Source organism: Bradyrhizobium sp. LeoA1Lang, from assembly GCF_055413685.1.
The window spans coordinates 1-730 of record NZ_JBVAPG010000463.1 but is presented as its reverse complement, the minus strand read 5'-3'; the positions used below and the strand labels follow the sequence as shown (position 1 = coordinate 730).

At 65.2% G+C, this 730-nt stretch carries 1 protein-coding gene; it reads right to left on the bottom strand.

The window, feature by feature from the left end; genetic code table 11:
• On the bottom strand, positions 1-730 hold a 730-nt coding region (locus ACZYOF_RS44150; protein ID WP_463719644.1), incomplete at both ends, for an IS256 family transposase.

The following is a 730-nucleotide window of genomic DNA, read 5'->3' as shown; positions in this document are numbered from 1 at the left end:
GATCAACCGGCTGAGCAATGGGCTTGCTGGCGAGGGTCTGCCAGCCGTCGACTTTGCGCATGCTGATCTGCCCGGAAGCCAGCAGCGCCCAGAACAACATCGCAGCGGTCTCGGCAGACGGCAGCACAGTTTGCGTCTTGATCCGCCGCTTGAACTCTTCGTGCAGCCGCTCGATCGCGTTGGTGGTGCGGGCGCTCCTCCACTGGCTCGGTGGCAGGCGAACGAACGCAAACAGACTCTCGCCCGCCTCCTCGAGGCTGTCGGCGACGGCGCGATGCTTGAGCCGCCACTTGCGCAGGAAGGCCTTGCGGCGGACGGTGATCTCCTCCGGTGTCGCGGCGTAGATCATGTCGTTGTAGTCGGCCGTGATCTCCTCGTGCAGGCGTTCCGGCGCATGCGCCAGCAGATTCCTGTGCTTGTGGACAGTGCAGCGTTGCACCGGCACGCCATCCCACACGGCGGCAACGGCCTTCTCCAGTCCACCTGCGCCGTCAACGATGAGGAATTCGGGACGCTGCAGGCCGCGCTTGATCAAATCGTCGAGGACGGTCCGCCAAGCCTCGGCGCTCTCGCTGCCCATGCTCTTGACGGCGAGCAGCAGCTTTTGGCCATCGGCACGGACGCCCATGATGACAAGCAGCAGCATCGATGTTGCCTTGCGGTCGAGCCGCACGCGCACCACGGTGCCGTCGAGGATCAGACGGACGATCGGCTCCTCGGCGAGCGAACG